At 65.9% G+C, this 25,849-nt stretch carries 23 protein-coding genes; 11 read left to right on the forward strand and 12 right to left on the reverse strand.

What is annotated here, in order from left to right:
* Positions 1–22 precede the first annotated feature (22 nt).
* Positions 23–1,750 carry a tannase/feruloyl esterase family alpha/beta hydrolase gene (locus RCH10_RS05720; protein ID WP_409051633.1) on the reverse strand — a complete coding sequence of 576 codons (1,728 nt, stop codon included), beginning with the start codon at positions 1,748–1,750 and terminating at the stop codon, positions 23–25.
* A gap of 111 nt (positions 1,751–1,861) precedes the next feature.
* On the opposite strand from RCH10_RS05720, the gene RCH10_RS05725 reads away from it, so the two are divergent.
* On the forward strand, positions 1,862–3,043 hold the full coding sequence (locus RCH10_RS05725; protein ID WP_409051634.1) for a mandelate racemase/muconate lactonizing enzyme family protein: 1,182 nt from the start codon (positions 1,862–1,864) through the stop codon (positions 3,041–3,043).
* Between the two features lie 15 nt (positions 3,044–3,058).
* Here RCH10_RS05725 and araD read toward each other — a convergent pair whose 3' ends face one another.
* Genes araD through RCH10_RS05760 form a run of 7 tightly spaced genes read right to left on the reverse strand, consistent with a single transcriptional unit; the run spans position 3,059 to position 10,692 of the window.
* A complete protein-coding gene (gene araD / locus RCH10_RS05730) occupies positions 3,059–4,840 on the reverse strand; it encodes an L-arabinonate dehydratase (protein WP_409051635.1) in 1,782 nt (593 codons plus the stop codon).
* A 19-nt stretch (positions 4,841–4,859) separates the two neighbouring features.
* A complete protein-coding gene (locus RCH10_RS05735) occupies positions 4,860–5,684 on the reverse strand; it encodes an aldolase/citrate lyase family protein (RefSeq protein WP_409051636.1) in 825 nt (274 codons plus the stop codon).
* 38 nt (positions 5,685–5,722) lie between these two features.
* Positions 5,723–6,733 (reverse strand): Bug family tripartite tricarboxylate transporter substrate binding protein, encoded by a 1,011-nt coding sequence (locus RCH10_RS05740; RefSeq protein WP_409051637.1) that lies wholly within the window; start codon positions 6,731–6,733, stop codon positions 5,723–5,725.
* A gap of 18 nt (positions 6,734–6,751) precedes the next feature.
* Positions 6,752–7,567 (reverse strand): shikimate dehydrogenase family protein, encoded by an 816-nt coding sequence (locus RCH10_RS05745; protein ID WP_409051638.1) that lies wholly within the window; start codon positions 7,565–7,567, stop codon positions 6,752–6,754.
* Between the two features lie 2 nt (positions 7,568–7,569).
* Positions 7,570–8,406: a carbohydrate ABC transporter permease gene (locus RCH10_RS05750; protein ID WP_409051639.1), complete on the reverse strand. Its 837-nt coding sequence runs from the start codon at positions 8,404–8,406 to the stop codon at positions 7,570–7,572.
* Positions 8,403–9,299: a carbohydrate ABC transporter permease gene (locus RCH10_RS05755; RefSeq protein ID WP_409051640.1), complete on the reverse strand. Its 897-nt coding sequence runs from the start codon at positions 9,297–9,299 to the stop codon at positions 8,403–8,405. Before RCH10_RS05755 ends, RCH10_RS05750 begins: the two co-directional genes overlap by 4 nt.
* A gap of 13 nt (positions 9,300–9,312) precedes the next feature.
* Positions 9,313–10,692 carry an ABC transporter substrate-binding protein gene (locus RCH10_RS05760; RefSeq protein WP_409051641.1) on the reverse strand — a complete coding sequence of 460 codons (1,380 nt, stop codon included), beginning with the start codon at positions 10,690–10,692 and terminating at the stop codon, positions 9,313–9,315.
* 190 nt (positions 10,693–10,882) lie between these two features.
* Between RCH10_RS05760 and RCH10_RS05765 the strand changes: the two genes are divergently transcribed.
* Together RCH10_RS05765 and RCH10_RS05770 are read left to right on the forward strand one after the other, a co-directional pair.
* Complete coding sequence (locus RCH10_RS05765; RefSeq protein WP_323497923.1) at positions 10,883–11,614, forward strand: FadR/GntR family transcriptional regulator; 732 nt, start codon at positions 10,883–10,885, stop codon at positions 11,612–11,614.
* A 33-nt stretch (positions 11,615–11,647) separates the two neighbouring features.
* Positions 11,648–12,760 (forward strand): ABC transporter ATP-binding protein, encoded by a 1,113-nt coding sequence (locus tag RCH10_RS05770; RefSeq protein ID WP_409051642.1) that lies wholly within the window; start codon positions 11,648–11,650, stop codon positions 12,758–12,760.
* A gap of 19 nt (positions 12,761–12,779) precedes the next feature.
* Here the strand turns inward: RCH10_RS05770 and RCH10_RS05775 are convergent, their stop codons facing one another.
* From RCH10_RS05775 to RCH10_RS05785, 3 genes are read right to left on the reverse strand one after another with little or no spacing between them, the layout of a single operon-like run.
* On the reverse strand, positions 12,780–14,300 hold the full coding sequence (locus RCH10_RS05775) for a carotenoid oxygenase family protein (protein WP_409051643.1): 1,521 nt from the start codon (positions 14,298–14,300) through the stop codon (positions 12,780–12,782).
* A 15-nt stretch (positions 14,301–14,315) separates the two neighbouring features.
* Positions 14,316–14,942: a DUF2141 domain-containing protein gene (locus tag RCH10_RS05780; RefSeq protein WP_409051644.1), complete on the reverse strand. Its 627-nt coding sequence runs from the start codon at positions 14,940–14,942 to the stop codon at positions 14,316–14,318.
* A 22-nt stretch (positions 14,943–14,964) separates the two neighbouring features.
* A complete protein-coding gene (locus RCH10_RS05785) occupies positions 14,965–15,609 on the reverse strand; it encodes a helix-turn-helix domain-containing protein (RefSeq protein ID WP_409051645.1) in 645 nt (214 codons plus the stop codon).
* Positions 15,610–15,802: 193 nt separating this feature from the next.
* On the opposite strand from RCH10_RS05785, the gene RCH10_RS05790 reads away from it, so the two are divergent.
* The 8 genes from RCH10_RS05790 to RCH10_RS05825 all read left to right on the forward strand — a co-directional run bounded on the left by RCH10_RS05790 (position 15,803) and on the right by RCH10_RS05825 (position 25,592).
* A complete protein-coding gene (locus RCH10_RS05790) occupies positions 15,803–16,981 on the forward strand; it encodes an NAD(P)/FAD-dependent oxidoreductase (RefSeq protein WP_409051646.1) in 1,179 nt (392 codons plus the stop codon).
* 10 nt (positions 16,982–16,991) lie between these two features.
* A complete protein-coding gene (locus tag RCH10_RS05795) occupies positions 16,992–18,452 on the forward strand; it encodes a M81 family metallopeptidase (RefSeq protein WP_409051647.1) in 1,461 nt (486 codons plus the stop codon).
* Positions 18,453–18,497: 45 nt separating this feature from the next.
* Entirely contained in the window at positions 18,498–20,084 is a 1,587-nt protein-coding gene (locus tag RCH10_RS05800) for an ABC transporter substrate-binding protein (RefSeq protein WP_409051648.1), read from the forward strand.
* 31 nt (positions 20,085–20,115) lie between these two features.
* Positions 20,116–21,051, forward strand: coding sequence for an ABC transporter permease (locus RCH10_RS05805; RefSeq protein WP_323497933.1), 936 nt, complete (start codon positions 20,116–20,118; stop codon positions 21,049–21,051).
* Between the two features lie 13 nt (positions 21,052–21,064).
* Positions 21,065–21,958 carry an ABC transporter permease gene (locus tag RCH10_RS05810; protein WP_323497934.1) on the forward strand — a complete coding sequence of 298 codons (894 nt, stop codon included), beginning with the start codon at positions 21,065–21,067 and terminating at the stop codon, positions 21,956–21,958.
* Between the two features lie 28 nt (positions 21,959–21,986).
* On the forward strand, positions 21,987–23,036 hold the full coding sequence (locus RCH10_RS05815) for an ABC transporter ATP-binding protein (protein ID WP_409051649.1): 1,050 nt from the start codon (positions 21,987–21,989) through the stop codon (positions 23,034–23,036).
* Entirely contained in the window at positions 23,033–24,049 is a 1,017-nt protein-coding gene (locus RCH10_RS05820) for an ABC transporter ATP-binding protein (protein ID WP_409051650.1), read from the forward strand. The genes RCH10_RS05815 and RCH10_RS05820 overlap by 4 nt, the downstream gene beginning before the upstream one ends.
* Before the next feature lie 70 nt (positions 24,050–24,119).
* The gene (locus RCH10_RS05825; RefSeq protein WP_409051651.1) at positions 24,120–25,592 is read left to right on the forward strand and encodes an N-acyl-D-amino-acid deacylase family protein; all 1,473 of its coding nucleotides are present in this window, start codon (positions 24,120–24,122) and stop codon (positions 25,590–25,592) included.
* Positions 25,593–25,599: 7 nt separating this feature from the next.
* Here RCH10_RS05825 and RCH10_RS05830 read toward each other — a convergent pair whose 3' ends face one another.
* Positions 25,600–25,779, reverse strand: coding sequence for a hypothetical protein (locus RCH10_RS05830; protein ID WP_323497938.1), 180 nt, complete (start codon positions 25,777–25,779; stop codon positions 25,600–25,602).
* Positions 25,780–25,849 lie beyond the last annotated feature (70 nt).

Consider the following 25,849-nt stretch of genomic DNA (forward strand, 5'->3'; position numbering starts at 1 on the left):
GTGTCAGCCAACGCCACGAACTTCAGGGCGCAGCGCACTCGAAACTTGCAGCGCGCCTGGGGTCACCCTGCCCTCGGTATTTGACCAGTGTCGGCCAACGGCACATCGGCCGCGCCAGGGTTTCGGCAAACGGTGCAACGGCCTGCAGGTCGACTTGCACCAGATCTTGCGGCGCGTGTGCGCGCTCGACCCAGTTGGTCAGCGTCTGCAGCATGTCGACGCTCACCGGCGCCCCGGTGCCGACATGGTCGGCGCCGGGCGTGGTGTAGAGCCGCACAAAGGAATCTGCGCTCTCTTGACCCATGCGCGCCACCACCGAGCGGTAGTAGTCGATTCCCGCATACGGGTTTTGCGCGTAGTCGGCCAAGTGCTCGCTGATCACCAGCTTGCCGCCGCGTGCGCGAAAAGCCGACAGATCCGGATCTGTCGAGTCCATCAGTGCAGAAACTTCGCGCACGCGGGGTGCGAAATCCTCGGGCCGGAATCGGCTCGGATCGAACGCCGGATCACGCGCGTAGAAATATTGAATTGCGCCACTGCCATAGAGCCAGGCACGGCTGCTGGTCGGCCCGACCGGCAACGACTGTCGCGCGGTACCGGTCTGCCAGCTGACATAGCCACCCACCGGCCCGGTGCCAGAAGCTGCCTCGCCGCCCCATCCCCAACCCGGATAGCTGCGAATGCCGTTGGCCAGCGGGAAGCTGAATTCATACGGTGCATGCAGCGTTCGCACCGCCTGAACCTGCGCATCGCTGAGGCAGTCGGTCGTGGCTGAACCCGTGCAGCGCAATGTCGCAGGATCGAACAGCTCGCCGCACCCCATCGGGTTGCCGACGATGCCATCGACCAACCCGTCGAGCGCATCGCAACGGGCCAGCACCGCGCTCGCCAGCAGCTTGACGAGCGGAGGCGGCAGCCAGCCGTCGCCGGTTTGCGTGACGCCCATGCGCGTGCCGGCCGCCTGCAGGCCGGTCCAGTTGATGACCGGCACGCGGCTGAAGATGCCGTCGAAATCCTGCGGATAGCGCTGGGCCAGCGTCAGCCCTTCGCGGCCGCCCTCGGAGCTGCCCATGAAGTAGAGCTTGGCCGGACCTTGCCCGTAGCGGCGCTTCATCAGATCCACCGAAACGTCGCGCACTTTCTTGTACGACGCGTGCGCGAAATTGACGAGCGCCTCGTCGTTGAGCGCGAAGGCCTGGAGCGCGACACCGGGTGCGTTCTGGTGGCCCGAGTCGGTACCGACGGTGACGAATCCGCGCGCCAGCGGCGACGGCTGATCGATGCGCGCGGAAGGTGGCAGCCCGACCGCGTTGATCAACACGCCATTGAAACCACCGCCGCCGTACTGCAAAGAGCGGCCGTTCCACTGGCTCGGCAGATTCACCTGAAAGCGGATCAGCGGCGCCGCCGGATCGACAGGCTGCACGGCACCCAGGACCCTGCAGTACTGCGGCGTGGCAGGCACCACCACCACTTCGGGTGGTGGCGGAACAAAGGGCAATGGATTCGTCAATGAGAGTTCGCTGGCTGACACCAGCGTCGCCGATTCGATCACCGCGCCCGAGCTCGGCAGGCCGATGGCCGCGGCTGGAATCGGCTGCATCATTGCAGCGCACGCAGCCGCCGGATCGGCCACGGCGCGGACCGAGCCGGTGCCTGCGCAGCCGGCCAGCAGCGCGACGGTGAGGGTTGCCAGCGCAGCCAGCGGCGCAGTGCCGGCACGCGCCCACGCGGTTGTCGATTGCTTCATATGTCTCCTGTTGTTTTTTGAAATCGGGTGCCAGTATGAAGCAGCGCGATGTGTCACGTCGGGCGGCATTGCGCCATGTGCGAGCCACTTGTTGCAACGAAAATAGACGCAATGCAAATGCCTCCGTCGACCCCTTTCCAGATCCGGCAATTCGATGTCTTCGTGTTTCGCGCGCCGGCCGACCCGCCGGTGCAGACCTCGTTCGGAATCATGCGCGACCGCCCTGCCGTTCTGGTGCGCCTGACCGATGCCGACGGCCATGTCGGCTGGGGCGAGATTTGGTGCAACTTCCCCACCGTGGGCGCAGAGCATCGCGCGCGGATGGCGTTGGCTTACTGCAAGCCGGTGGTCATGGCGCACGCCTGGACACACCCGCGCGAGGGTTTCGAAGAACTCACGCGCCGCTTCGCCGTGCTGGCGATTCAGACTGGCGAATACGGTCCGTTGCATCAGATCGTCGCCGGCGTCGACACGGCGATGTGGGACCTCTTTGCGCGCCGCGCCGGCAAGCCGCTCTGGCAACTGCTGGGAGATACCGATGGCGCAGAAGACGGTGCGCATGCCCCACCGATCCAGGTCTACGCCTCCGGCATCAACCCGACCGAGCCCGACCGACTGGCGCTGCAAAAACGTGACGAAGGCTATCGTGCGTTCAAGCTCAAGGTCGGCTTCGGCGCCGAGCGCGACCTCGCCAATCTGCGCCTGTTGCGCGACGCACTGGGCAACGAAGCGACGCTGATGGTCGATGCCAACCAGGCCTGGGATTTCGACGAGGCGCGCCTTGCCGGCCAGCGCATGGCGGGCTTCGATCTGGTATGGATGGAAGAGCCGATGCGTGCCGACCAACCGGCACCACGCTGGACCGAGCTCGCGCAGACGCAACCGCTGACCCTGGCCGGCGGCGAGAACCTCACCGGCCTGTCGCAGTTCCGCGAGTTCATCGCGGTGGAAGGGCTGTCGATCATCCAGCCCGACCTCGGAAAGTGGGGTGGCATTACCGCGTGCCTCGACGTCGCCCTCCAAACGGTGGCAGCCGGCAAGTGGTACTGCCCGCACTGGCTGGGTGGCGGCATCGGCCTCGCCGCGTCGATGCATCTGAAAACCGCTGTCGGCGGTCCGGGCTATGTCGAAGTCGACGCCAATCCGAACCCGCTGCGCGAACTGACTGCGCTGCCGAACTTCGTCGTGCGCGACGGCGCCGTCACGCTGTCCAACGCACCCGGCCTGGGCGTCGTGCCCGACCTGGAGGCATGCCACCGATACCTGATCGAGATCTCGCTGACCGGTGTCTGAGACACCAGTCGCTCCTCAGTAAATGGCTGGCTCCGGCGTCGGCCCGTTGCCCGACAGGCTTTCGAAGTCGCAACCCAGATGCGCCTGCGTGACCTCGCGCTGGAACATGCGCGTGTAGCCGCGTGTGAATGGCTGCACCGGCGCGACCCAGGCCCGGCGCCGTTCGGCCAGTTCTTCATCAGGCACCAGCATGTCGAGCCGGCGTTCGCCGATGTCGAAGCGGATCATGTCGCCGGTTTTCAGCAGCGCGAGCGGCCCGCCGATCGCCGATTCTGGCGACACATGCAGGATGCAGGTGCCGTAGTGGGTGCCGCTCATGCGCGCGTCGGAGATGCGCAGCATGTCGCGCACGCCCTGGCGCAACAGCTTCTTAGGGATCGGCAGGTTGCCCCACTCGGGCATGCCGGGCCCACCGACCGGGCCACCGTTGCGCAGCACGAGCACGGTCGACTCGTCGACGTCCAGTGCTTCGTCGGCCATCGCCGCGAGCATCTCGGCGTTCGACTCGAAAACAAGCGCGCGGCCGGTGTGGCGCAGCAATTTCGGCGTGGCGGCGGCCGGCTTGATGACGGCACCGTCCGGGCACAGGTTGCCGCGCAGCACGGCCAGCGCCATGCCGGCTTCGGGACAGTCGGCATCGCCCTTCTTCAGCGGCGTCTCTGGGTCGAGGATGGTGCCGTCGTCGGTCGACGGCCAGTTGGCGATGTTGTCACCCAAGGTGCAGCCAGTGACGGTCATGGCCGACAGGTCGAGGTGCCTGGCGATCTTGTTCAGCACCGCCGGCAAGCCGCCGGCGAAGTGAAAGTCTTCCATCAGCTTCTCGCCCGAGGGGTAGAGGTTGGCGATGACCGGCACCTTGCGCGCGATTTCATCCAGGTCGTCTATGGTGATTTCGATGCCGGCGCGCCCGGCCATCGCCGGAAGGTGCACGGCCGCATTGGTCGAGCCACCCAGCGCCATGTAAGCCGCGATGGCATTCATGAACGACGCTTTGCTCACGATGCGCGAAGGCTTCAGGTCTTCCCACACCATGCCGACGATGCGCTCGCCGCAGCGCCACGCCATGCGGCTGTGCTCTGCATCGACGGCGGGAATGCTCATGGCGCCCGGCAGCGAAAGCCCCAGCGCCTCGGCGATGGCGGTCATGGTGCTGGCCGTTCCCATGGTGTTGCAGGTGCCGGTGGTGCGCGTCATGCGCGCCTCGAGCCCGACCCATTCGGCCTTGTCGATGTTGCCGATGGTGTACTCGGCCCAGAACTTCTTGGTGTGCGTGCCGGCGCCGACCGCCTGGCCCTTGTAGCGATCGTTCAGCATCGGGCCGGCGGGCATGAAGATGGCCGGGATGTCCATCGACAGCGCGCCCATGATGAGTCCGGGCGTCGTCTTGTCGCAGCCGCCCATCAGCACCGCACCGTCGATCGGCAGGCTGCGCAGCAGTTCCTCGCACTCGATCGACAACAGGTTGCGGTAGATCATGGTGGTCGGCTTGACCATCACTTCGCCGAGGCTCAACGCCGGCAGTTCGAGCGGGTAGCCACCGGCCTGCAGCACGCCGCGCTTGACCGCCTCGGCCCGCTCGCGGAAGTGCGCATGGCAGGGCGAAAGGTCGCTCCATGTGTTGATGACGCCGATCACGGGCCTGCCCATGAACGCTTCACGCGCCAGCCCTTGCGCCTGCATGCGCTGACGATGCGCGAAGCCGCGAATGTCGTCGCTGGCGAACCAGCGCTGGCTGCGCAGCTCTTCGATGGATCGGGTCGGCTTGGCGGTGTGAGTCACCGAAACATCAACGGACATACGAGGAAGACGCTTTCATTCAGTAGGTGGCGGGCGCTTTGGCCGCCGCATTCACTGGCGCACCGGGCACCGACGCCGACTTGAAGCGCGCAGCCACGTCGTCGGCAGCCTTGCGCAGCAGCACTTGGTCTGTGGCGACCGCAACGAACAGCGCACCGAGGTTCAGGCACTCGCGGGCGCGCGGCTCGTCGATCATCAAAATGCCCGGCGCCTTGCCGCACGCCAGGATGCGGCGGATGGCGGCGTCGATGGCGGCGCGCACCGTCGGGTGATTGACCTGGCCGGCCACGCCCATGCTGGCGGACAGGTCACCGGGGCCGATGAACACGCCATCGACACCGTCCACGTTGGCGATTTCTTCGAGTTGCTCCAGCGCTTCCGCCGTTTCAACCTGCACCAGCACGCACAGCTCGCGCTCGGCCTCTTTCACATAGCCGGTGTCGCGACCGAAGCGCGAGGCGCGCATGGTGCCGCCCATGCCGCGGATCCCGCCCGGCGGATAGCGCGTGGCCGCGACGGCAGCTTCAGCCTCCGCTCGGTTCTGCACGAAGGGCAGCAGCAGCGTTTGCGCACCGATGTCGAGGTACTGCTTGATGAGCACCGGATCGTTCCACGGCGGCCGCACCACGGCCGACGTCGGCTTGTCTTTTTCAGCCTGCACCGCTTGCAGCTGTTGAAGCATGAGCACCGGATCGCTCGGCGCGTGTTCGGTGTCCAGCAGGATCCAGTCGAAGCCGGCACCGGCCAGCAACTCGGAGATGTAGGGATACGGCAGCGTCGACCAGATGCCGATTTGTGGCTGCTTGGCGGCGAGTGCGTGTTTGAAGAGGTTGACGGCAGGCATAAGCACTTTCGGTTCGGTTCGAGTGGATCGGGTGGCGTTCAGTCGATCTGCACGTTGCCGGCTTTGATGACCTCGCCCATGGTGGCGTAGTCGGCCTTGATGCGTGCTTCGAATTCCTGCGGCGTCGACGACAGCACGTCGAAGCCCTGATCTTCCATCGACTTGCGGAACGCCGGTTCCTTGAGGACTTCGCGCATCTCCTTGTTCAGCCGATCGACGATCGGCGCTGGCGTGCCGCTGCGCACGAGCATGCCGCTCCAGGCAAGCTGCACCACGCCGGGCGCACCGGCCTCGGCCATCGTCGGCACGTTAGGCAACAACCTGGAACGATGCGTGTCGGCGACCGCGAGCACCCGCACCTTGCCGGCCTTCTCGAAGGCGAGCACCGCCGAAAGGTTGTGAAACATCATCGGGATTTGCCCGGCGATGACATCGTTGAGCGCGGCCGGACCGCCCTTGTAAGGGACGTGGATCAGCGACGTGCCGGTCCTGGCCTCGAACTGCAGCCCGGTCAGATGCATGGTGTTGCCGTTGCCGGCCGAGCCGAAGGTCAGCGTGCCCGGCCTGGCCTTGGCGTCGCCGACCACGTCGGCCACCGTTTTGTAGGGCGTTGCGGCACCGACGATCAGCACATTGGGCGTCTGGTTGGTCAGCGTGATCGGCTGAAAATCCTTGAACGAGTCGAAACCCGGCGTCTTGTACAGATGCGGGTTGACTGCCATCGTGCTGACCGAGCCGAAGAAGATCGTGTAGCCATCGGCCGACTGTTGCCGCGCCACATAAGCAGCCGCGATGTTGCCGTTGGCGCCGGGTTTGTTCTCGATGACGATCGGCTGATTCAGGCGCTTGGCCAGTGCCTGCGCGAACGGCCGCGCGAACTGATCCGCTGCGCCACCGGCCGGCTGCGGCACGACCATCATGATCGGCTTCTGCGGATAGTCGGCGGCGGACTGCGCATGGGCGGGGGCGGCGCACAGCGCCAGGGTGGCGGCGAGAACCGGCAAGGCCCGTCGCGTCATCTTGAACTTGGGCACGTATCTCTTCGGCATCTCGATCTCTTCGTTAGATCACTTGGGCAAGGCGTGATGGTCGCCGCGCCAGAACGCGATCTGGTGTGCCACTTGGTGCTCGACCATCGGGCGCCCGCCGAGCACGCGCAGCCCGCGTGCTGTGGCGGCGGTCATCAGTTCGGTGTCGCGCGCGGCAATGATGTCGAACAGCGCGGCATCGGCCGGCAGCAGCGCCACATCGAAGGGCATCGGATCGTCGTCGTGCAGGCCCATCGGCGTGGCGTTCACGGCCAGCCCGGCGTGGGCCAGGGCTTCGCGGCGATGGCCGATGACGAGGTCGGGAAACTTCCGCTGCAGCGCGTGTCGCAGGGCTGCGGCGCGGTTGGCGTCGGTGTCCAGCACGTCGATCTCTCGCACACCGGCTGCGGCCAGCGCGAAAGCGATCGCGGTGCCGGCGCCGCCCGAGCCTGCGATCACCACCGGCCTGCCCGTATCGAGCAGCCCGTTCGCGCGTGCGGCGCCGAGAAAGCCGATGCCATCGGAGTTGGCGCCGGCCCAGTGGCCATCGGCTTCGAGTCGAAGCGTGTTCGCCATGCCGGTGTCACGCGCCTCGGCCGTGGCCCGGCTGCACAGTGCGAAAGCCGCCGCCTTGTGCGGAATGGTGAGGTTGACGCCTTGCAGGTTAGTCACGCGCGCCAGCTGCGCCAGCGTCGCGCTCAGGTCGGCCGGCAAGACGCCCATCGGCACCATGTGCCAGTCGAGCCCGGCGGCGGCGAACGCGGGGTTGTAGGTGCGCGGCGCGCGCACATGGTCGACCGGATGGGCAAGGATAGGGACGATGCGCGTCGCGCCGGTAAGGTGTGGGTGGGACACGCTCAACCCTTCACCGCGCCGGCCGTCAAACCGCTGACCAGATAGCGCCGCACCAGCATCGAGAACACCAGCACCGGCGCCATCACCAAGGAGCCGCCGGCAGCGATCTTGCCCCACTCCCAGCCTTCGTAATTCATGAAGTTGACAACTGCCACCGGCGCCGTGCGCGCATCCGTGCGGGTCAGGATGAGCGCGAAGAAGAAGTCGTTCCAGGCGTACAGAAAACACAGGATGGAAGTGGCTGCGATGCCCGCCGTCGCCATCGGCATGACGATCTCGAAGAACACCGTCGGAAAGCCGGCGCCGTCCATCAATGCCGCCTCTTCGAGCGATTCCGGCACCGCGTCGAAGAAGGGTTGCATCATCCATATGACCAGCGGCAGGTTGAAGGTCATGTAGATCAGGATGAGGCCGGTGCGCGTGTCGAGCAGGCCGAGCCAGCGGTACGCCAGAAAGAACGGAATGGTGAAGGCGATGGGCGGCGCCATGCGCGTCAGCAAAATGCCGAGCCCCAGGCCGAAGCGCCCTCTTCCGGTCCAGCGCGACAGCGCATACGCCGCCGGAATACCGAGAAGCAGCGCGAGCACCGTCGACACGACGCTGGTGATCAGGCTGTTGACGAACGACTCCGGAAAGCCCGCTTGCCAGAGCCCGACGTAGTGCTCCAGCGTCGGCGTGAAGAACATGCGGGGCGGAAATTCGAGGATGAGCGGTGTCGGCTTGAACGACATCTGCAACAGCCACAGGAAAGGCAACAGCATCGCCAGCAGGATGATCGGCACGGCCCAGCGCGCCAGCGGCCAGCGGCGGCGCAAAGCCAGCATGCGTTGCGATGTCATGAGTCGATTCCCCGGTTGCGGCTGACCCGCATCGCGGCCCAGCTGATGAGCACCGTGGCGACCAGCAGCACCACGGTGATGGCGCTCGAATAGCCCAGCTCGCCGAAGTTGAAAGCCACCAGGTAGGCGTAGTAGTTGGTCACCTCGGTCACCGAACCGGGCCCGCCGCCGGTCAGCAGAAAGATCAGTGGAAAAGCCTTGATGCTGTCGATCAGCCGGAACAGCGTGCACACCAGCAGCACCGGCGCGATGTACGGCAGCACGATGTGGCCGAACACGCGCCACACATCGGCACCGTCCATGCGCGCGGCCTCGACATATTCGGCGGGCAGCGTCTGCAGTGACGCCAGCACCATCAGGAAGGTGAACGGTGCCCACTCCCAGGTGTCGGCGATGACAATTGCCCACAGCGCGAAGTCGACATGCGTCGTCATCGCCGGCAGCGCGATGCCGAGCATCCGCGCGGCCTGGTAGATCGGGCTGATGTCGGGCGTGTAGATCAGCTTCCAGATCACCGCCACGACAATGGGCGGCAGCACCATCGGGATCACGAACAGGTGCCGCAACGACTTCCAGCGGTCTTGTCCCGAGTGCACCAGAAGCGCCAGCCCGGTGCCGAGCAGCACCTGCAGCACCACCGTGTAGACCGACAGCCGCGCCTGCACCCAGAGCGAGCCGACGAAGCGCTCGTCGCTGCCGAGCAGCCTGTAGTTGCGCAGCGGCTCGGTGAAGTCGGTGAGCGAACCGGGGTTGACCAGCGCCCCCGGCGTCAGGCTGGTGACCAGCAGAAACAACGTCGGCAAGCCCGCCACCAGCAGCAGGAACAGCAGGCTCGGCGCGATGGCCATCCGCACGAAACTGCGGCGTTGACGTTCGTAGGATGCAGCGGCCATCGGCGGTGCGGGCTCAGACTTTCGCGCCAGCGCGGCGCAGGCTGCCGAGTGCGGCCTCTTGCGCCGACTTCATCGACTCGGCTGGAGGCATCTGGCCCGACACCACGCGCTCGACCGCCTTGTTCACCACGTCGCCGATCAGCGGGAATTCCTTCACCGTGCGGTAGGCCATGTAGTTGTGCGTCTTGCTCGGCATGTCGAGCACTTCGAGGTAGAGCTTGCCGATGTCCTGGCCGTTGACCGTATTGATGCGCTTGTACTCGGCGCTCTCGATCACCGAGCGGCGGCAGATCGACGGATGGCCGGTGTCCTTCACGATGCGTGCGGTCAGCTCGGGGCTGAGCGTCCACTTGATGAACTCCCAGGCGGCTTCCTTGTTCTTGGCGTTCTTCGGAATGCCCAGGCCCTGGCTGTTCGCTGCGGGAAAGTCGCCCTTCGGCCCGGCCGGCATGCGCATCACGCGGGCCGTGTCCTTCACTTTGCTGTCGGGCGAGGTGAGCATCGCGGTGACCCACGAACTGGAGTGGATGAAGATGTTGGAACGGCCGCTGATGAGTGCGGCGCGGGCCTGGTCTTCGGTATAGCCGAGCACGCCTTGCGGCCCGTATTTCGACAACAGCGTCGTGTAGAAAGCGGTGGCCTCGATGGACGCCGGCGTGTCGAGTGCCGGCTTGATGTCGGTGGGCGGGTTGACGAACAGATCACCGCCGTAGCCCTGGATGTAGGGTGGCAAAAACCAGTGATGCAGGTTCGAGCTGACGAAGCCGGTGACCGGCCCGCTGCCGCCGTCCTGCCCATTGACCGCGTCGCACACCTTCATGAGTTCGTCGAAAGTGCGCGGTGCTTCCACGCCGCGCTTTTTCATGAGGTCGGTGCGGCTGATTCCCATCAACATGGCGCCGCCTTCCCATGAATAGCCAAAGGTCTTGCCGGCCTTGTCGAGGTACGGCAATTGCGCACCCTTGACGAAGTCGTCCGGGTTCCAGCTGGCCGGCGTGAGCTTGCGGTCGTTGCTGAAATCGTCGAGGTTGGCGAGCAGCCCGGCCGCTACCCAGCGCGCTGCCAGGATGAAGGTGACGTTGCAGAAATCCCAGGCGCTGCCGCCCGACGACAGCTCCAGGTCGGCCTGCTGGTTGTAGACCGGAAAGGCCGACAACTGCAGGTCGACCATCATGCCGGTCTGCGCCTCGAACTCGGGAATGTATTTGCGCAGGATGTTGAAGAAGCCGTGCTGGTAAGCAGCGCCGCGCAGCTTCACGCCAGCGAAGGGCTTGGCCTGCGCGAGGGCCGGAAATGCCAGCGTGCTGCCGGCACTCACCGCCACGGTGGCGGCGGCGGCCTTGATCAGGCGGCGACGCTGGGCGTCGATTCGAAGCGGTTCGGTGGTGCGCATGGTGTGTGTCCTGGAGGCTCTGCCGGGGATGGACCGCAGGCAGGCTCGACATGCTCCTTGCCTTTGGCAGTCAGGAATATGACAGACAATTTAAATTCTTACCGTCGTGGAAAACCCGGAGATCAGACGCAATTCGACTCGTATAACCTCCATCAGCCAAATTATTATGTCTGACCAGAATATCTCCTCCATGACTTCGGCCAGCCCCGCTGCGCGGCGTGGGCCGCTGGCCGTCACCGAGGCGCTGGCGCGGCGAGTGATGGGCGGCGAGTGGGGGGACGGCACCTCGCTGCCGACCGAAGTCGAGTTGGCCGAACAGTTGGGCGTGGCCCGCACCTCGGTGCGCGAAGCCTTGAGCCGGCTCAAGGCCAAGGGCCTGCTGGTGTCGCGGCAAAAGGCCGGCACCCGCGTGCTGCCGCGCATGCAATGGAACATGCTGGACGAAGACGTGTTGCGCTGGGCCTGGTCGGGCAACGACCGCGTGCAGATGGCGCAACACCTGATGCAGTTGCGGCGCATCGTCGAGCCGGCCGCGTGCGAACTCGCGGCCACCTCGGCGCCCGATGCCGCCATTGCCGCCATCGAGCGTGCCTACCGTGCGATGGATGCTGCGGGCATGGACCCGGTCGCCTATGCGGGGCCCGACCTGGAGTTCCATCACGCCATCCTGAGCGCCACCGGTAACCCGTTTTTAGTGGCCTTCGGTGCCACCATCGAGGCCGCGCTGCGCACCTCGTTCGAGCTGTCGACGCGGCAACCCGGCGCGCCGCGCAAGAGCCTGCCGCTGCACCGCGCAGTGCTCGACCAGATCTGGGCGCGCAAGCCAGCCGAGGCGCGCAAGGCGATGGAGGAACTGCTCGGACTGACCGAATCCAACATCCAGCGCGGGGTCGCGCAGGCGGCCAATACGCCCACGGGCTGACACCTTTTTCAACGCAACGCAGCAAAGAAATTCATGGCCGAGATCCAACTCAAATCCATCAGCAAGCGCTTCGGCGACGTCGAGGTGATTCCCGACATCGACCTCACCATGCCCGACGGCCAGGTGACCGTGCTGCTCGGTCCGTCGGGCTGTGGCAAATCGACCTTGTTGCGCATGATCGCCGGCCTCGAAACGCCGAGCGGCGGCGAGGTGCGCATCGCCGGCCGATTGATGAACGACGTGCCGCCCTCCGACCGCGGCTGTGCGCTGGTGTTCCAGAACTACGCGCTGTACCCGCACAAGACCGTACGGCAGAACCTGGCCTTCCCGCTGCGCATGGCCAAGGTGTCGGCCGCCGAACAGCAGCGCAGCGTCGACGAGATCGCCGGCACGCTCGAACTCACGCCTCTGCTCGACCGCTTTCCGCGCCAGCTCTCGGGCGGCCAGCGGCAGCGCGTGGCCATGGGCCGCGCGATGATCCGCCGGCCCGAGGTTTTTCTGTACGACGAGCCGCTGTCGAACCTCGACCTCGAGCTGCGAGTGCGGCTGCGCCTCGAGATCGCGCGCATGCAGCGCACGTTGAAAGCGACCGCGGTGTACGTGACGCACGACCAGACCGAAGCCATGACGCTGGCCGACCAGATCGTGGTGTTGCGCAAGGGTCGCATCGAGCAGGTCGGCTCGCCGCTGACGCTGTACCGGTCGCCTGCCAACCTGTTCGTCGCCGGCTTCATCGGCACGCCGCGCATCAACCTCTTCAAGGTCCAGCGCTGCGAGCCGGATGCGCGCGGCACCTTCTTGAGGCTGGGCGACGAGACGCAGCAGGTGCCGCTCCATGTCCCGCTTCGGCTGCACGGCGAAGCCGCCACGATCGGCTTCAGAGCCGAGCAGGCCCGCATCGGCGAACCGGCGCCCGGCGAGGTCGTGTTGGAACTGCGCGACTGCGAAACGCTGGCCGTCGAGCAGCTCGGCGATCGCGCCTTCTGCTACCTGCGTTCGGCCCTCGGCGAGCTGGTGTTGCTCGCGCCGACCGTCAACCCGCAGCTCAGCGGCACGCTGCGCCTGTCGATTGCGCCCGAGTCATTGCACTTTTTCAGCGCCGACGAGCGCGCGGTGCAAAGCGAGGCGATTCGCGCCGTCGCCTGAGTTCGCCGACTTCGAGGCACTACGTCGGCACGAAGGTCCCGTGCAGGCCCAATGGCAGCGCGTACGGCAAGGTGGCTTGCGCAACCGGTCCATCGGTCAAGGCGTCGGCGGCAAAACAGGAGAGCACCGTCTTTTTCTGCGCATAGTCGAACACGGTGCCCAGCACCCAACCCGGGCCTCGACCGTCCGGCACGAACAGGTGTTCCTCGACCACCGATTCCTTTCCATAGCTGAAGACCTGGGACGATCCCGACTCGACGTTGGTGTTGGCGATCGCACTCAACATCGGCAGGCCGACAAGCGGATTCGTCGCATGAATCACGTGGCCATGTCGCAGTCCGACCGAGCGTGGATCGATGCGCGGAAACTCGGCTTCTGCTGCCAGGTCGACCTGCGTCGCCTTGCCGCTTCCAAGGTCGAGGCTGGCGACTGCGAGCGTCGGGCTCGAAGTGCGTACCAGCTGGCCGCGCATGACGTCGCGCGTGCTTACGAAGAGGGTCGACGCATCGGCGGAGCGCGCATAGTCGACATGGACCACGGTGCCGCTTGCGGTCTCTTCTTCCCAGGCATTTCCGAGGTGAAACAGAAAGCCGACTGGCAGCATGAATGTTTGCTGCCGCTTCCAGTCTTTCTTGTCGATGACCAGCGCGCGCATGCCGAGTTCGGGCCGCCACACATGCGAGTCGAGAACGCTGGCGCCGGCCATCCTTCGCCTGACGTCGTACACCAGCGGCGGCAGCAAAAAGACGAGGTGCCTGGCGGTCACTGCGAAGTCGTGAATCATCGGCAGGTCGACGAGCGGCAGCGCATCGGCACGTCGCAGCACGCCGTCGGGCGCGATCTCGTAAAGCAGCAACAGGCCGCTGTTCGAGCTCACGCCGAAGTTCCAGACCGTCCCGTCGGGCTCGACCCTCGGATGGGCGGAGAACGGGACGCCCGCAAGATCGGCGCGCCAGGTCTTGATGCCGCGCGTCTCCAGTGTTTGCGGATCGAGGCGCGTGGCCGAGCCGCCTTCCCAAAGCGCCAGCAGTTCGCCGCCCACGTGCAGCATGCTGATGTTGGCGACGTTCATGCTGTCGGGAGAGGTCACTTCGTCGGTGCCCTTGAACACGGTGCCGAAGCCCTCCGTCAGCCGCCGCCCGGCGCGCATTTCAGCCGCGCGCTTGGCGGTCGCCACATAGCGGCCCTGGTGGTGAACCTCGCTGCCGGCGATCACGAAACGATGCGCCATGCCGTCGCCGTCGAACCAGTGGTGGTAGCGCTCACCGCCCAGGTCATGGCCGGCCGGGCCGATGCGATAGAGCGTGCCGGCGACGGCATCGGGGAAACGCCCGCGCACCCTGGCGGCAGTCAGCGGCAGGTCGCCCCTCGGCGTAGCGAAGGCCGACTTCCAGGGCATGGTCGAGGCATCGAACTGCGCCTGCCAGGCGTCCGGCGCGTCGAGCGTGTCGGCGTGGGCCGACATCGACGGAATGAGCTGCAAAAGCGGCGACACACTGCCTGCGGCAAGCAGGCGACGCAGAAGTTCACGGCGGTCCATGGCCTGGCTCCTCGCTCAGTGCAGGCGGAAGGCGATGGTGCTGTCGGCATCCACCTTGACCGCAGCCGCGTCGAACGACGGCGGACCCATGCGCCCCTTGGCATCGTTCGAATACCCGTAACGCTCGGTCGGCAATCCCACCAGATTCGTGTCGAGCTTTTCATTGCCGTTCTCGTCGGCGAAAGACTTGATCACATAGCGCCCCGCTGCCAGACCGGCAAAAGCGAACTGCGCTGTGCCGTCCCGCATTGGAACCTTCTGCGATACCAGCGGCTTGTCGGCGGCAAAGGCTTCGGCCGAGTCGAACAGCGCCACGAAGAGCGTGGCCGGAACCGTCGGTCCATCGGTGACCGTGACTTTGAGGTCGGCTGCACTGGCGGCGTAAGGGAGCAGCAATGCAAAGACGGTCGCACTCAGCGGTCGGAAAAAATTCATGTCGAAGCCCCTTGGGAAGTGGAACTCCGACCATCGCGCGAAGTGTTCTCGACGGCCATCGGTATGCGACGAGATGCTGCCGGCTGGCGCGAAGCGTTCGGAGGCTTCGCGGTGAATGCCGACGGCGTCTTGCACCGGCCGATCCGGGAAGCTGAACAAGACGACTTCCACTTCGGCCTCGAGCCGCAGCGTGGGCCACGACGGCACCACGAAAGTATCAGCTCGCGCGTTACAACACCCGTGCCCGTGCCGATTGCATGAACGCCGTATCGGTCGTGGTCACGCCGACGATCTTGGCACGCTGCCGGCTGACGGTGACATACGCGTGGCCGATGCGACCTTCGAAATACAGCGAATCGCCACGGGCCAGGTGCACCACCTCACCATCCTCGAAGTGCACGTCGATCGCACCCGAAAGCACATAGGCGAACTCTTCGCCGGCATGCCGTGCGAAATCTTCCGGGCCGTTCAGGGTGCGCGAATGGACTGTCCCGACCACCGGGCTCATCTGCTTGCCGGCCGCTGTGGTGCCGAGAAACTCATACGCGAAAGACAGGCCGCGGTACACCACGCCCTTGCCCGCGCGCGTGACCACCGGCCCGTCGAGCAAGGCCGGCTCGACACCGTCGCTGGCGAACATGGCGTTCATGTCCATCCGCAGTGCGCGCCCGAGTGCCGCGAAGTTTTCGTAGCCGAGGGCGAGCTGCCCACGCTCGGCACGCGAGATGGTCGTGATCGACACGCCCGACAGCGCCGACAGTTGCGACAGGGTCCAGCCAAACGCTTTGCGAGCCGTCCGCAAACGCTTGCCGAAGGTCTCGCGGTCGAGCGTGGTGGGCTCGACCGCGGGGGCGCTGCGTGGATGTGCTTTCAAGGCTTGCCGTCCAGTCGTTTTCGTTGCCGAATTCTGCCAGCCAGAACAATGTTCATACGTACGCCGCCCCGCGAACTGGCCTGAAATTTGCGTATCCGCAAATTGTGATTTACGCTGCGCCAACTTTCGGTCCTCCTTTGCCCTGCTTCTTCCCCTCAATGCACCACTTGCGCGCGGTCCGCACCATCTTCCAATGAGCGTCACGGCTTCATCACCTTCCGCAGTCCAGGCGGACTTTCTCGTCATCGGTGCCGGCATCGCCGGCGCCTCGGTTGCGCACTGGCTCGCACCGCACGGCCGGGTCGTCGTGCTCGAGCGCGAAGACCAGCCCGGCTATCACTCGACCGGCCGCTCTGCCGCGCTCTTCATGGAAAGCTACGGCACGCAACAGGTGCGCGCGCTCACGATGGCGAGCCGCGCTTTCTTCGAGAACCCGCCGCCCGGCTTCACCGCCCATCCGCTGCTGACGCCACGCGGCGCCATGATGATCGCGGCGGCGGGCCAAGAGGCGCATCTCGATGAGCACTGGGAGGTGTTGCGCGGCATGGGCAAGGGCGCGCAACGACTCGATACCGCCGGCGCCCTCGCGCTGGTGCCGGTGCTGCGCGCGGAGCAGGTCATCGGCGCCGTCTACGAACCCGACGCGGCCGACATGGACGTACACGCCATTCACCAGGGTTATCTGCGCGGCATGCGACAAGCCGGCGGCAAGTTGGTTTGCAACGCGCCCGTCGATGCGATGGAGCGCACCGCGCAAGGCTGGCGCGTGCAGGCTGGCGGTGTCACGTATGAAGCGCCTGTCGTGCTCAACGCAGCCGGTGCCTGGGTCGACACCATCGCGAAATTGGCCGGCGTGCAGCCGATCGGCATCGAGCCACGGCGGCGCTCGGCCTTCATCTTCGCGCCGCCCGAGGGCGTCGACGCATCGCGTTGGCCGATGGCTTTCGGCGCGACCGAAGACTGGTACATCAAGCCCGATGCCGGCATGCTGCTCGGTTCGCCGGCCAACGCCGACCCGGTCGAGCCGCAAGACATCCAGCCAGAAGAGTTCGACATCGCGCTGGCGATTCACCGCATCGAAGAGAACACCACGCTCGCGATCCGCCGGCCGACTCGCACCTGGGCCGGGCTGCGCTCTTTCGTGGCCGACGGCGATCTGGTGGGCGGCTTCGACGACGCAGTGCCCGGCTTCTTCTGGGTCGCGGCGCAAGGCGGCTACGGCATCCAGACCTCGCCCGCGATGGGCGAAACCTGCGCGGCACTGGCGCGCGGGCTGCCGGTGCCGGCGCACGCCGCGTCGTTTGGTCTCACCGCGGAGATGCTCGGCCCACAGCGGTTGCGCAAGGCCGCAGCCCTTTCACCCACCTCTTAAGGAGCCCGCCATGCGTGTCTTCAGCGGATCTCTCGCCACCGAAACCAACACCTTCGGACCGATGCCGACCGGCCTCGCGTCGTTCAAGGACCGCGGCTACTACGCCGCGGGCAAGCACCCCGATGCGATGACCTTCTTCTCGGGGCCGCTGTGGGCGGCCCGCCTTCGCGGCAAGGAACTCGGCTGGGACCTGGTCGAGGGCATGGTTGCCGGCGCGCAGCCCAGTGGCACCACCACGCGGCACGCTTACGAAACGCTGCGTGAAGAGTTGCTGGCCGACCTCGCCGCTGCATTGCCGGTCGACATGGTGGTGCTCGGCCTGCACGGCGCAATGGTCGCCGACGGCTACGACGATTGCGAGGGCGACCTGCTCACCCGCGTGCGCGCACTCGTCGGGCCCAAGGTCGTGGTCGGCGCCGAGCTCGATCCGCACTGCCACCTCACACCGGAAATGATCGCGCAGGCCGACCTGCTGATCGCCTTCAAGGAGTACCCGCACACCGACGTGCTGGAGCGCGGCATCGAGCTGGTCGACCTCTGCGCAGCCATGGTCGAAGGCAAGATCAAGCCGGTGGCCTCGGTGGTCGACTGCGACATGATCGTGACCGTCCACACCTCGCGCAATCCGGCGCGCGCTTTCGTCGATCGCCTGCAGTCGCTCGAAGGCAAAGACGGCGTGCTGTCGATTTCGGTCGCACACGGTTTCTCGTGGGGCGACGTGCCCGAGATGGGCACCAAGCTGCTCGTCTACACCGACGACAACCAGGCCAAGGCCGATGCCCTCGCGCGCCAGCTGGCCGACGAACTGATCGGCATGCGCGAGGCGCTGGCGGTGCGCTATCCGGACATCGACAGCGCGCTCGACGAAGCGCTGGCTTTCGCTGGCGGCCCGGTCGTGTTGGCGGACGGTGCCGACAACCCCGGCGGCGGCGCGGCGGGCGACTCGACCTTCATCCTCCGACGCATGATCGAACGTGGCATCGACAACGCTGCGGTCGGTCCGATGTGGGACCCGATCGCTGCACGCATCGCATTCGAGGCCGGAGAAGGCGCACGGCTCGCGCTGCGCATCGGCGGCAAGATCGGCCCGATGTCGGGCGACCCGCTCGACCTGATGTGCACGGTCAAGGCACTGCGCCACGACATGGTGATGACCGGCCTGGCGAATACACCGGTGGCGCTTGGCGACTGCGCGCTGGTCGAGGCCAACGGCATAGAGGTCGTGCTGATCACGCTGCGCAATCAGGCGATGGGCACGGATGTGTTCACGCAGCTCGGCTGTGACCTGGCTTCTAAAAAGATCATCGTGGTGAAGTCGTCGCAACACTTCTACGCATCGTTCTCCAAGGTCGCGAAGCACGTCATCTACGCGGGCGCGCCGGGCGCCGTGACCATCGATTTGTCGACCTTGCCGTACCGCAAGGCGCGCATGCCGAAGTGGCCGCTGGTGGCCACCGTCGCCGCTGCCTGATTCCCTTCTTTGTTTTCAGCCCAACTCACCACCGGAGTACCGACGATGAAACGACGCACGCTTGCCACCCTCGCTGCATGGGGCAGCCTGGGCCTCTCTCTGGCGCTTGCCGGCCCGCCCGCGCAGGCGCAGACCAAGACATTGAAAGTCGTCGCGCATGCCGACGTGAAGATCCTCGACCCGACCTTCACCACCGCCTATATCTCGCGCAACTTCGGCTACATGGTCTACGACACGCTCTTCGCGCAAGACGCTACCGGCAAGCCGCAGCCGCAGATGGTCGACAAGTACGCCATGTCGAAAGACGGCAAGCAGTGGAGCTTCTCGCTGCGGCCCGGATTGAAGTTTTCCGACGGCAACCCGGTGACCTCGGCCGACGTGGTCGCATCGCTGCAGCGCTGGGGTGCGCGCGACAGCCTGGGCCGTGCCATGGGCGCGGTCGGCGCCGAGTGGAAAGCCGTCGATGCCAACAACTTTTCGCTGACACTCAAGGAGCCTTTCGGCATGGTGCTCGACGCGCTGGCCAAGCCTTCGGGATTTCCGCCGGTGATCCTGCCGGAGCGGCTCGCCAAGATGCCGGCGACTTCGCCACTGACCGAAGTGCTCGGCTCCGGCCCCTTCATCTTCAAGCGCGACGAGTGGGTGCCGGGCAACAAGGCGGTGTTCGTGCGCAACCCCAACTACGTGGCGCGCAGCGAACCCCCGAGCGGCCTCGCCGGCAGCAAGAAGAGCAACTTCGATCGCGTCGAATGGCTCTATCTGCCAGACGCGAACAGCGCCATCGCGGCGCTGAAGAACGGCGAGGTCGATCTGGTCGAGCAGGTACCGCCGGACTACATCACGCCGCTGCGCACCGACAAGAACGTGAAGATCGGCGCCGGTGGCTCGTACCAAGGCTTTCTGGTGCTCAACCACATGTACCCGCCGTTCAACAACCCGAAGGCGCGACAAGCGCTCGCGATGGCGGTCAATCAGGAGAAGTTCACCGCGGCGATGGGTTATCCGCTCGATATGCGCGTGACCTACTGCGCGACGTATTTCATTTGCGGTGGCCCCAATGAAACCAGCGCCGGCGCAGAGCCCTATCGCAAGACCGATCTGGCAAAGGCCAAGCAGCTGCTCGCCGAGTCGGGTTACAAGGGCGAGAAGGTCGTGCTGCTGGTGCCGACCGACGTCACCTACCTGAACGCCGAAGCGCTGATGGCTGCGCAGACGATGCGCAACATGGGCATGAACGTCGACATGCAGAACATGGACTGGGCCTCGATCGGCGCGCGCCGTGCCAAGAAGGATGCGCCCGACGCTGGCGGCTGGAACATGTACGTGACGGTGGCCGGCGAGTTCGACGTCAACTCGCCCATTACCAACGCCTATCTCAGCGCGGCCTGCGGCAACTCGCTACCCGGCTGGCCTTGCGACAAGGAACTGGACGAACTGCGCACCGCCTGGATCAAGGAAACCGTGCCGGCCAAGCGCAAGGAGCTGCTCGACGCCTTCCAGAAGCGCGCCTACGAAGCGATCCCGTATGTGAACGCAGGCCAGTATTCAGCAGCCTTCGCGGCACGCTCCAACATCAAGGGCATCGACAAGCTGTGGTCTGGCATGCCGGCGGTGTGGGTGCTCGACAAGTAAGCAGTCGAACCAGAGACCCGAGACTTTCGCCATGGGCTACATCCTTCGCCGCCTGCTCGCCACCTTGCCCGTGATGGCGGTGGTCGCCGTCGTGGTGTTCCTGCTGATTCACCTGTCGCCCGGCGACCCGGCGGCGCTCATCGCCGGCGACCTGGCGACCGGTGAAGACATCGAGAAACTGCGCACCGCGCTGGGCCTCGATCAACCGTTGTGGCAGCAGTTCGCGCTGTGGCTAGGGCGCCTCGCGACCGGCGACCTCGGAATCTCGATCTTCACGCAGGTGCCAGTGACGCGACTGCTGGCGCAGCGGCTGGAGCCGACGGCATCCATCGCGGCACTCACCATGCTGCTCACCTTGCTCATCGCCGTGCCGCTCGGCACGCTGGCGGCCTACCGCGCCGGCAGCTGGATTGATCGGCTGGTCATGCTCTTCGCGGTGCTGGCCTTCTCGGTGCCGGTCTTCATGATCGGCTATCTGCTGGTCTACGTCTTCGCGATCCAGTTGCCGTGGTTCCCGGTTCAGGGCTACTCGCGCATCGCGGACGGCGTCGGCCCGTGGCTGCGCAGCCTGGTGCTGCCTTGCGTGAACCTCGCGCTGGTCTATATCGCACTGGTCACTCGCATGACGCGCGCGACCGTGCTCGAAGTGCTGCACGAGGACTACATCCGAACCGCGCGCGCCAAAGGTCTCGGTGTGCTGCCGGTGCTGGGGCATGCGCTGCGCAATGCGGCGATCCCGATCGCCACCACCATCGGCGTCGGCATCGCGTTGCTGATCGGCGGCGTGGTCGTCACCGAGACCGTGTTCGCCATTCCCGGCGTCGGCCGGCTCGTGATCGATTCGGTGCAGCGCCACGACTATCCGGTGATCCAGAGCGTGCTGCTGATTTCGGCCGGCGTGTATGTGCTGATCAATCTGCTGATCGATTTGAGCTACCGCCTGTTCGACCCGCGCATCCAGTACTGAACGCCACGGCCTCATGTCTACCGCTCTGCCTCCTGTCGTGCCCGATTCAATCGCTGCAGCAGACGTCCCCTTCGTGCTGCCACGTTGGCACTGGGCGCGCAAGCACCCGACGCTGATCATCGGCGCGCTGCTGCTGATCGCGATCGCGGCGCTGTCGATCGCGGCACCCTGGATTGCTAATTTCGACCCGCAGGACATCGACCCGCTGGCGCGCATGCAGCCGCCTTCGGCCGAGCACTACTTCGGCACCGACGCGCTCGGGCGCGACGTCTTCAGCCGCGCCGTGTGGGGTGGGCGCGTGTCGATGATCGTTGGCCTGTGGGTCGGCGTGCTGGCGACCGTGCTGGGCGTGCTGCTCGGCCTGCTCGCGGGCTTCGTGCGGTGGGCCGACACGCTGGTGATGCGCATCATGGACGGGCTGATGGCGATCCCCGGCATCCTGCTGGCGATTGCGCTGATGGCGGTGACGCGCGCCAGCCTGACGACCGTGATCGTCGCGATCACCATCCCCGAGATCCCGCGCGTCGTACGCCTCGTGCGCTCGCTGTCGCTGACGTTGCGCGAACAGCTCTATGTCGAAGCGGCGCATGCCGTCGGCACCCGGCTGCCGGTGATCCTGGCGCGCCACGTGCTGCCCAACATGGTTGCGCCCCTGATCGTGCAGGCGACCTTCGTGGCAGCGGCCGCGGTGCTGACCGAGGCCGCGCTGTCGTTCCTCGGTGTCGGCATCCCGGCGCAGACGCCGAGCTGGGGAAACATGATGGCCGAGGGTCGCAACTTCGTCGCGGTGGCGTTCCACATCATCCTGTACCCCGGCATCCTGCTGGCCATCACGGTGCTGGCAATCAACCTGCTGGGCGATGGCTTGCGCGATGCGCTGGACCCGCGTCTGGCACGTCAGCTATGAACGCGCAGCGCACAGGAACACCCACCCGATGAAAGCCCTGTCCCGCATCGCATTGCCCACCGGCGAGCCATTGCTCGAGGTCGACAACCTGCGAACCCACTTCGACACGCTCACCGGCCCGGCCCGCTCGGTCGACGGCGTCTCCTACACCGTGCGCGCCGGCCAGACGCTGGGCGTGGTCGGCGAGTCCGGCTGCGGCAAGAGCGTGACTGCGCTGTCGATCATGCGGCTGCTGGCCACACCACCAGCGCGCATCAGCGGTTCGGTGCGCTTGCGCGGCATCGACCTGCTGAAGCTGAGCGAACGCGAGATGCGGCAGATCCGCGGCAACCGCATCTCGATGATTTTCCAGGAGCCGATGACCTCGCTCAACCCGGTGCTGACCATCGGTCGGCAGATCGCCGAGACGGTGCAGGTGCACCAGAAGGCGACCCGATCCGAAGCCTTGGCGCGCGCGGTCGAGATGCTGCGCGTCGTGCAGATTCCGGAGCCGGAGCGGCGGGTTCATGAGTACCCGCATCTACTCTCCGGCGGCATGCGACAGCGCGTGATGATCGCGCTCGCCCTTGCTTGCAACCCCGAGGTGCTGATCGCCGACGAGCCGACCACCGCGCTCGACGTGACGATCCAGGCGCAGATCCTCGACCTGATCCGCCGGCTGCAGAAGGAACTCGGCATGGGCGTCGTGATGATCACGCATGACCTGGGCGTGGTGGCCGAGAGCTGCGACCGCGTGGTCGTCATGTACGCCGGCCGCACGGTCGAGGAGGCCGACGTGATCGACCTGTTCGAGCGGCCACTGCATCCGTACACGCGCGCGCTGATGGCGTCGATGCCTTCGATGAACACGCACAGCGCGCGGCTGACCGAGATCCCCGGACTGGTGCCGTCACCGCAATCGCCGCGTCATGGCTGTGCCTTTGCGCCGCGCTGTACGTATGCCAATGCGCGCTGCGTGGCAGAAGTGCCTGGCCTGACGAATCATGGCGATCCCCGACAACCCGGCGAACGTCACACCGCTGCCTGCTTCGCGGTCGAAGAAGGTCGCATCGACCATGAAGAAGGTGCCATCGCATGAACGCGGCTGTCCTCGATCCGGTGACGCCTCTCGCAGCGGCTTCAACGACCTTGCTCGAGGTCACGAACCTGAAGAAGCACTACGCCGCACCCAAACGCTGGCTCGCCAAGCAGAAGCCCCCGGTGCAAGCGGTCGATGGCGTCTCCTTCACCGTCGCGCGCGGCGAGACGTTGTCGCTGGTGGGAGAGTCGGGCTGCGGCAAGACTACGACCGCCAAGTCGGTGATGCGGCTGATCGAGCCGACCTCGGGCTCCGTGCAGCTCGATGGCGAAGAGCTGACCACGCTGAGCCCCAAGCACATGCGGCTGCGCCGGCGAGATGTGCAGATCATTTTTCAGGACCCTTATGCGTCGCTGAGTCCGCGGCTGGCAGCGGGCGAAATCGTGGGCGAGCCACTGCGCAACTTCGGCATGTCACGCGCGGAGCGGCACGAGCGCGTGACCTGGTTGTTCGGCAAGGTGGGGCTGCGACCCGAATCCGTCAGCAGGTTCCCACACGAGTTTTCTGGCGGCCAGCGACAGCGCCTGGGCATCGCGCGGGCACTGGCGCTCAACCCCAAGCTGATCGTCTGCGACGAGCCGGTGTCGGCGTTGGACGTGTCGGTGCAGGCGCAGGTGGTCAACCTGCTGATGGACCTGCAGGCGGAGTTCGGCATCGCCTACCTCTTCGTCGCGCACGACCTGGCTGTCGTGCGCCACATCAGTCATCGGGTGGCGGTGATGTACCTCGGACGCATCGTGGAGGTGGCCGATCGCGACACGCTGTTCTCGGCACCGCGGCATCCGTACACGGAGATTTTGTTGTCGGCGGTGCCGGTGCCGAACCCGCGTACGCCGGCCAAGCGGATGCTGCTGCAGGGCGATCCGCCGAGCCCGGCGAACCCGCCGTCGGGCTGCCGGTTTCATACGCGCTGCCCGATCGCCAAGGACATCTGCAAGCAACAAGACCCGACGTTGAGCGAGCGCGATTCCGCTTCCACCGGCGGGCACTGGGTGGCTTGCCATTTCCGCTAGCCGCATAAGACAGACGCTACAGCCGACCGCCAACTTCGCACCCACGCCGTAACCCAACAAAGGATTTCCCATGACGCCAGCGCCAAGCCATTACGACCTGCTCATCCACGGCGGCACCGTCATCGACGGCACCAAGGCGCCTCGTTTCATCGCCGATATCGGCGTGATCGACGGTCACATCGCAGCCATCGGCAAGCTCGACGGTTGCACGGCAGACCGCACGCTCGACGCGACCGGCCGCATCGTGGCGCCGGGCTTCATCGACTCGCACACGCACGACGACCAGGCAGTGCTGTCGCAAGCGGCCATGCCCTTCAAGGTGTCGCAAGGCGTGACCACGGTGGTGGCCGGCAACTGCGGCATCAGCGCCGCACCGCTGCGCGCCGACATGGAACTGCCGATGCCGCTGAGCCTCATCGACTCGCCCGCCGAAGGTCGCTTCACGACGTTCAAGGCGTACCTGGATGCGCTGCGCGCGACGCCGTCGTCAGTGAACGTGGCGGCGATGATCGGCCACTCGACCTTGCGCGCGTTGACCATGGGCGACCTGGATCGGCCAGCCAACGCAGCGGAAATCGCGGCCATGCGGGCGCATGTCGAAGAGGCGATGCAGGCGGGTGCGATCGGCCTGTCGACCGGCACCTTCTATCCGCCGGCGGTCAAGGCCACGACCGAGGAAATCATCGAGGTAAGCCGTCCGCTGAGCAAGCGCAGCGCGGTCTACGCGACCCACATGCGCGACGAGGGCGATCACGTGATGGAGGCACTCGAAGAGACCTTTGCGATCGGCCGTGCGCTCGACATCGCGGTGGTCGTGTCGCATCACAAGGTGCAGAACACGCACAACTTCGGCCGTACCAAGGTCACGCTGCCCTTCATCAAGGAAACGATGAAGCACCAGTGCGTGTCGCTCGACTGCTACCCGTACACGGCCGGCTCGACCATGATCCGCACCGACCGCGGCATGCTCGAAGGCCGTGTGCTCATCGCCAGCAGCGAGCCACACCCCGAGTGCGCCGGCCGCGACCTGGCGGACATCGCCAAGGAATGGGGCATCCCCAACGACGCGGCCGCTCGCAAGCTGCAGCCGGGCAGCGCGATCTATTTCATGATGGACGAAGACGATGTGCAGCGCGTGCTGGCGTTCGACGAGACGATGATCGGCTCTGACGGCATCCCGCTCGGCGACAAGCCGCATCCGCGCTTGTGGGGCACCTTCCCGCGAGTGCTAGGCCACTACAGCCGCGACATCGGTTTGTTCCCACTGGAGACCGCGGTGTGGAAGATGACCGGGCTCACTGCGCGCAACTTCGGCCTGCATGGCCGCGGCACATTGAAGGTCGGACAGCACGCCGACATCGTGATCTTCGATGCGGTCACCGTTCGTGATGCTGCAAATTACGAGACGCCGACAAAGCCGGCGGAAGGCATCGATACCGTGATCGTCAATGGGACCATCACCTGGCATCACGGCGTGCACAGTGGTGCGCGCAGCGGCCAGGTGATTACGCGCCGGGACAAGGTGACGGCGGAAGCGTCGTAAGCCCTCTTCAGGCGCGGCGCGCGGGCGCGGGCTCGATATGGCGTTGCATCGCAGCGATTCCGGCCTGAACGGCCTGGCTACGCGTCGGTTGCGGCGTGGCCGCTTTTTCGAGCGTAGCGCGAGGCAAGCCGAAGACTTCACGCCCCAGCACCGCCCACAAGAAACGTCCGCTGATGGGTTCGTCCACAACCAATTCCAATCCTCTTCGCACGTCGATACCTCTGAGTTCCATTGATGAGGACTCGATTGGACTTGGG

Origin of the sequence: Variovorax sp. GrIS 2.14 (genome assembly GCF_046115955.1) — a bacterium.
Taxonomy (GTDB): domain Bacteria; phylum Pseudomonadota; class Gammaproteobacteria; order Burkholderiales; family Burkholderiaceae_C; genus Variovorax.